The following is a 6,082-nucleotide window of genomic DNA, read 5'->3' on the forward strand; positions in this document are numbered from 1 at the left end:
TGCATCCCGGCCCGCTCATGTACTCCGAGATCTACCTGCGGCTCGAGCCGCTCGGGCTCGAGCGCGTGGCCGCGGCGGTGCGCGCGGCCGGCCACGACGTGCGCGTGCTCGACCTCCAGATCTTCCGCCGGCGCGACTACCTCCGCGAGCTCGACGCCTTCCGCCCGGCGGCGGTCGGCTTCTCGCTGAACTACCTCGCCAACGTGCCCGAGGCGCTCGACCTCGCGCGCGAGACCAAGCGCCGCCTCCCGGGCTGCTTCGTGTTCGCCGGCGGGCACTCGGTCTCGTTCATCGCCCCGGAGGTCCTCGACCACGCGCGCGGGGCCGTGGACTGCGTCGTCCGCGGGGAAGGGGAGGTCATCGCGCCGCGGCTCCTCGAGGCGATCGGCGACCCGAAGCTCGAGACGCTCCCGGGCGTCGTGACGCGGCACGGCGTGGGGCCGGCGCCGGCGCTCCTCGACGACCTCGACCGCTTCCCGCCAGCGCGCGAGCTCACGCGGCGCCGCCGGAAGTACTTCATCGGTGTCCTCGACCCGTGCGCCTCGGCCGAGTTCACGCGCGGCTGCCCGTGGGACTGCTCGTTCTGCAGCGCCTGGACCTTCTACGGCCGAAGCTACCGGAAGGTCTCGCCCGAGGCCGCGGCGGAGGACCTGGCGCGCATCCGGGAGCCGAACGTCTTCCTCGTGGACGACGTGGCCTTCATCCAGCCCGAGCACGGTTTCGCGATCGGCCGCGAGCTCGAGCGGCGCGGGATCGAGAAGCAGTACTACCTCGAGACACGCTGCGACGTGCTCGTGAGGAACCGCGAGGTCTTCGCCTACTGGAAGCGGCTCGGGCTCCACTACATGTTCCTCGGCGTCGAGGCGCTCGACGAGGAGGGGCTCCGGCTCCACCGCAAGCGCGTCACCCCGAGCGAGAACCTCCAGGCGCTCGAGATCGCGCGCGAGCTGGGCTTCACCGTGGCCGTCAACATCATCGCCGATCCCGGGTGGGACGAGCGGCGCTTCGAGATCGTCCGGGAGTGGGCGCTGACGGTCCCGGAGATCGTCCACCTGACGGTCGCCACGCCCTACCCCGGGACCGAGATCTGGGTGACGGAGTCGCGGCGGCTCACGACGCTCGACTACCGGCTCTTCGACGTCCAGCACGCGGTGCTCCCGACGCGGCTGCCGCTCCGGCGGTTCTACGAAGAGCTGGTGAGGACGCAGGCCGTCCTGAACAAGAAGCACCTCGGGCTCGCGGCGCTGCGGCAGGTCGCGGCGCTCGCGTTCGGGCTGGCGCTCCGCGGCCAGACGAATTTCCTCAGGAGCCTCTGGAAGTTCGCGAGCGTCTACAACGCCGAGCGCCAGTGGGGCGACCACCAGCGGCCCGTGACGTACGCGATGCGGCCGCCGCCGGCGCCCGGCAGCGCGCGGCCGCGGCAGTCCGAGCTCTTCGTCCACGTCCCCGTCGTCCGGCGCGAGGGCCAGCCGACGGGCACGTAGGCCCGGCTAGACGAGCGGCCAGGGGTAGCGGTGGCCGCCCGTGTCCACGGGAAACGCTCCCTCCTCGACGACGCGCCGGCAGCGGGCGAGGAGCGCCTTGCACTCCGCCGGAGCGAGAAGCTCCGAGAGCCCGCGGGGCAGTCCCCGCTTCACGAGGCGCCGGACGTCTTGCAGCAGCGCCTCGGGGATCGCCGTCCCGCCGAATTCCCAGATGACGGTGCGGAGCTTCGGCTCGGCGTGGAAGCAGAGGCCGTTGTCGATGGCGTAGATCGCGCCGTCGGGGCCGAGGAGGCAGTGGCCGCTCTTGCGGTCGGCGTTGTTGGCGACGAGGTCGAAGACGCAGATCCGCTGCAGGTGCGCGTGGTGCGCGGGCTCCCGGACGAGCGTGAAGTAATGCTGCTCGAAGTCGGCGTCCACGAAGTGCTGGAGCGCGCCCGGCCCGAGCGGTGCGTCGTCGCGCACCACCGTCGGCGGCACGAGGCGCCAGCCGAGGGCCTCGGACAGGAGCCAGGCGCCGAGCTCGCGCTTGAAGAGGCCGGCCGAAAAGTCCCAGAGCGGGCGCTCGCCGCGCGCCGGCTTGTACACGGCGAGGCCCTGCGCCTCGCCGAGCGCCACCTCCACCAGGAACGTCGCGTTGCTGCTCCACGGCATGCGGCCCTTCACGCTCACCGCGCCGCGCGCGAGCAGGTCAATGGACGGCGTGGCCATTGCTCCGCGGGCAGACGTGGCCGGTCGCGTCCTTGGGCTGGCTGCACACCGGGCAGATCAGCCGGCCGGCGCGCATGAGCCCCTCCGCGCGCTCGACGAACGCCGCCGCCTGCGCGCGGGTGATCGCGAAGCGCGCGGTCGCGGGCTCGCCGCCCTCCTCGTCCTCCTGCACCTCGTTGGCGATGATGACGATGCGCCGGTGCTCGGCGTCGTAGCCCACGGCGATCGAGGCGATCGGCCACGCGGCGTCCACCGGCTCGAGCAGCGCCGCGTCGGCCGGCGGCGGCTCGCCCGCGTCGGGCACCTTCTTGAGCAGCCCCGCGAGGTAGTGGGCGAGCGCGCGCACCTGCTCCTTCTCGCTCTTGAGCGTGACGACGGTGCGGCCCTCCCGCCCCTGCACGTAGAAGACGCGCTCGCCGGGCCCGCCGATCGCGCCCGTCGTGAAGAGGTCCGGGCTCGCGAGCTCGAAGGACGGGCTCATGGCCCCGCCAGCGCGGCGAGGTCGCGGTTCATCGAGTTCACGGTGAGCACGAGCGGGCCCTCGGCGCGGTACGCGATCGCAGTGACGGACGCCGGCGCGATCACGATGCGCTGGAAGAGGTCGAGATGGATGCCGAGCGCGTGGGCGACCGCCGTCTTGATCGGATCGGCGTGGAAGACCGCCACGACCGTCCGGCCCGGGTGGCGCGCCACCATCCGGGCGAGCGCGGCGGTCACGCGCGCCTGCATCTCGACGAAGGATTCGCCGCCGGGGAAGCGGAAGCCCGAGGGGTGGCGCTGCACCGCCTTCCACTCGCGCTTCCACGCGAGGCGCCGGAGGGACTTGCCCGTCCAGTCGCCGATGTCGCTCTCGAGGAGCCCGCGCTCGACGCGGAGCGCCCGGCCGCACGCGCGGGCGATGGGCGCCGCGGTCTCGCACGCGCGCTCGAGCGGCGAGGTGTACACGGCGGCGACGCGCGGGAGCACGGCGATGCGCTTGGCGACGGCGTCGGCCTGGCGCCGGCCCTCGTCGGAGAGGTGGAGGCCCCGCGCGCGTCCCGGGAGCACGCGGCCCGTCGTCGGCGTCACGCCATGGCGGACGAGGAGGACGAGCGTGGGCCGGGCGTCCAGGCTAGTCCACCAGCGCGACCGCGCGGACCGGCGAGCCGTCGGCGTCGGCGAGCTTCAGCGGGAGCGCCATGAAGCGGCAGCGGTCGCGGCCGATCTCGTGGAGGTTCGTGAGGTACTCGACCACCGTGATGCCGGCCGGGAAGAAGACGTGGTGCGTGGTGCAGTCCTCGGCCGACACGCGCGCGCCGGGCTCGAAGATCATCGTCCGGATCGAGTAGTCGGGCGGGTAGTCGTAGCCGACGGCCTTCACCCGCCGCGCGACGAGCCACTCGCACGCGCTCCGCCCCGTCCACGGCGCCTCGCGCCAGAAGCGCTCGTCGTCCACGCTCGTCCGCCGCGGCCAGTCCGTGCGGAGGAGCGCGATGTCGCCGGCCCGCACGTGGCCCGCGCGCTTCTCGAGCTCGGCGGCGGTCACCTCACCGTTCGCGCGCAGGTGGGTGAGGTCGACGACCGCGGCCTCGCCGATCCACTGGTCCACCGGCATCTCGGCGATCGAGCGCGTGCCCGGCAGGAAGTGCCGGGGCGCGTCCACGTGCGTGTAGGCGTGGCAGGGGAGCGTCATCACCGAGGACTCGAAGAGGTCGCCCTTCGCGTGCGAGGCGCGCACGTCGCGCGCGACCTTCCAGCGGAAGTGCGGGCGGATCGGGAAGCTCAGGTCGACGACGCGCACTGGTCGGCGAGCACCTGCGCGACGCACGCGGTGACCTTGACGCCCGTGGGCAGGTGCAGGAACTCGTTCGGCCCGTGGGCGTTCGAGCCCGGGCCCATCGCGCCCGTGATGAGGAACTGGGCGGTGGGGAAGCGCTCGCCCAGCATGCCCATGAACGGGATCGAGCCGCCGATGCCGTGGAAGACCGCCGGCTTGCCGAAGTAGGTGATCGACGCGCGATCGATGGACGCGAGGAGCTTCGGGTCCGTCGGGGGCGCGTCCCAGCCGTGGTCGCCCTCGCGGGAGGTCTCGAGCGTGACGCGGGCGCCGTAGGGCGGATCGGTCTCGAGCAGCTCCTTCAGCCGGCGCAGGGCGCGCTTCGCGTCGCACGCGGGCGGCAGCCGGAGCGAGAGCTTCAGCGTGGTCTTCGGGAGGAGCACGTTGCCGCCGTCGATCGGCAGCGGCAGCCCGGCGGCCCCGGTGACCGCAAGCGCTGGGCGCCAGGTGTTGTTCAGGATCAGCTCGAGCGGGTCCTCGCTCACGGGCCGCGTGCCCGGGGCGAACGGAAAGCGGTCGAAGACCTCGTCGCCGAGGACCTTCGCGACCTCGCGCGCCTCGGCGACGCGCGCGGGTGGGATCTCGACGTGAAAGTCGGGCGGGATGATCCGGCCCGTCGCTTCGTCCTCGAGCCGCGCCAGGAGCTGGCGCGCGATCCTGAAGCTCGAGGGCACGATGCCGCTTGCCGCGCCCGAGTGGACGCCCTCGGTGAGCGTCTCGACCGTGAGCACGCCGCTGATGACCCCGCGGAGCGAGGTCGTCCCCCAGAGCTGCTCGTAGTTGCCGCAGCCCGAGTCGAGGCACACGACGAGGCTCGGCGTGCCAAGCCGCGGGGCGAGCGCCTCGACGTAATGCGGAAGGTCGAAGCTGCCGCTCTCCTCGCACGCTTCGATCAGGACGACGCAGCGCGAGTGACGCGCGCGCTGCTCCTCGAGCGCCTGGATCGCCGTGAGCGCGGCGAACGTCGCGTAGCCGTCGTCGCCGACGCCGCGGCCGTAGAGCTTGTCGCCCCGGCGCACCGGCGTCCACGGCCCTGCGCCCTCGGCCCAGCCGACCATCTCGGGCTGCTTGTCGCAGTGGCCGTAGAGGAGCACCGTGTCCTGGCCCGTGCCGGGCGCCTCCATGAAGATGAGCGGTGTCCGGCCTTCGAGCCTCACGACCTCGACGCGCAGCCCCTCGATGGGGCGCTTCCGCGCCCAGTCCTCGAGGAGAGCGACGGCGCGGTCGAGGTGGCCGTGCGCCTTCCACTCGGGGTCGAACATCGGCGACTTCGCGGGGATCCGGACGTACTCGGTCAGGGTCGGGACGATCGAGTCGTCCCAGGTGCGCTGGACGAAGTCGCGGACCTTGGCGGAGTCGAGCGCCATCGCGTCCCCCCTCAGGACGCGATGCGGAGGCCGGAGCGGAGCTCGAAGAGCTCCTGCACTTCGAGCGACACGTTCGCGATCCGCGCGAGCTTCCCACAGTGGCGACAGTGGATGAAGGCGGGTTCGCGCTTGATGAACGTGCTGTCGCACTTCGGGCAGCGGTCGGCCGCCTCGGCGAGGAACGTCCGCGCCGCGCGCGCGAGCGCGAGCTCGGGGGTGAGCCTCAGCACCTTGCCTCGGGCACTCGCCTTGCCTCCGGCGTTCATGGCGGACGCCATTGTACTCGACGTGGAGCCGAGCGCAACGGGTGTTAGCATAGGGGGCGGGGAGTCGACGTTCTTCCACCGGTCGTCCGGCCGACGCCGGCGCGCCGGCCGAGGAGGTGCCTGTGTTCGGGTATTCGAAGAAGATCGCGATGCCGGCGCGGGACCAGGCGCTGCCGGGACGCAACGAGCGCATGCCCGTGCCCGAGAAGCACTTCGTCAACGCCAACCCGCTCGTGCCGCCGTTCCCGGCGGGGACGGAGCTGGCGATGTTCGGGCTCGGCTGCTTCTGGGGCGCCGAGCGGAAGTTCTGGCAGCTGGACGGTGTCTACACTACCGCCGTCGGCTATGCCGGCGGCTCCACCAGGAATCCGACGTACCGCGAGGTCTGCTCGGGCGCGACCGGGCACACCGAGGCCGTGCTGGTCGGGTACGATCCGCGCA

Annotated in this window: 8 protein-coding genes; 2 read left to right on the forward strand and 6 right to left on the reverse strand. The window is 72.6% G+C overall.

What is annotated here, in order from left to right; all coding sequences use genetic code 11:
• Positions 1-1,484, forward strand: a 1,484-nt coding sequence (gene hpnR, locus VKG64_03110; GenBank protein ID HKB24019.1) for a hopanoid C-3 methylase HpnR, incomplete at its 5' end; no start/stop codon positions are given.
• A gap of 6 nt (positions 1,485-1,490) precedes the next feature.
• Here hpnR and VKG64_03115 read toward each other — a convergent pair.
• Genes VKG64_03115 through VKG64_03140 form a run of 6 tightly spaced genes read right to left on the reverse strand, consistent with a single transcriptional unit; the run spans position 1,491 to position 5,641 of the window.
• Positions 1,491-2,192 carry an SCO1664 family protein gene (locus VKG64_03115; GenBank protein HKB24020.1) on the reverse strand — a complete coding sequence of 234 codons (702 nt, stop codon included), beginning with the start codon at positions 2,190-2,192 and terminating at the stop codon, positions 1,491-1,493.
• Positions 2,173-2,673: a DUF3090 family protein gene (locus VKG64_03120; GenBank protein HKB24021.1), complete on the reverse strand. Its 501-nt coding sequence runs from the start codon at positions 2,671-2,673 to the stop codon at positions 2,173-2,175. The genes VKG64_03115 and VKG64_03120 overlap by 20 nt, the downstream gene beginning before the upstream one ends.
• Entirely contained in the window at positions 2,670-3,302 is a 633-nt protein-coding gene (locus VKG64_03125) for an MSMEG_4193 family putative phosphomutase (protein HKB24022.1), read from the reverse strand. The genes VKG64_03120 and VKG64_03125 overlap by 4 nt, the downstream gene beginning before the upstream one ends.
• Position 3,303: 1 nt before the next feature.
• Complete coding sequence (locus VKG64_03130; GenBank protein HKB24023.1) at positions 3,304-3,972, reverse strand: cyclase family protein; 669 nt, start codon at positions 3,970-3,972, stop codon at positions 3,304-3,306.
• Positions 3,954-5,375 carry a M20 family metallopeptidase gene (locus tag VKG64_03135; protein ID HKB24024.1) on the reverse strand — a complete coding sequence of 474 codons (1,422 nt, stop codon included), beginning with the start codon at positions 5,373-5,375 and terminating at the stop codon, positions 3,954-3,956. Before VKG64_03135 ends, VKG64_03130 begins: the two co-directional genes overlap by 19 nt.
• Before the next feature lie 11 nt (positions 5,376-5,386).
• Complete coding sequence (locus VKG64_03140) at positions 5,387-5,641, reverse strand: hypothetical protein (protein HKB24025.1); 255 nt, start codon at positions 5,639-5,641, stop codon at positions 5,387-5,389.
• Positions 5,642-5,757: 116 nt separating this feature from the next.
• On the opposite strand from VKG64_03140, the gene VKG64_03145 reads away from it, so the two are divergent.
• A partial coding sequence (locus tag VKG64_03145) for a peptide-methionine (S)-S-oxide reductase (GenBank protein ID HKB24026.1) occupies positions 5,758-6,082 on the forward strand: 325 nt, incomplete at its 3' end.

The organism is Candidatus Methylomirabilota bacterium (assembly GCA_035260325.1).
Classification (GTDB): Bacteria; Methylomirabilota; Methylomirabilia; order Rokubacteriales; family CSP1-6; genus AR19.

Bases quoted from the DNA above. Each gene is read 5' to 3' on its own strand.
- VKG64_03140 (HKB24025.1), bottom strand. From the start codon at position 5,641: ATGAACGCCGGAGGCAAGGCGAGTGCCCGAGGCAAGGTGCTGAGGCTC.
- VKG64_03135 (HKB24024.1), bottom strand. From the start codon at position 5,375: ATGGCGCTCGACTCCGCCAAGGTCCGCGACTTCGTCCAGCGCACCTGG.
- VKG64_03120 (HKB24021.1), bottom strand. From the start codon at position 2,673: ATGAGCCCGTCCTTCGAGCTCGCGAGCCCGGACCTCTTCACGACGGGC.
- VKG64_03115 (HKB24020.1), bottom strand. From the start codon at position 2,192: ATGGCCACGCCGTCCATTGACCTGCTCGCGCGCGGCGCGGTGAGCGTG.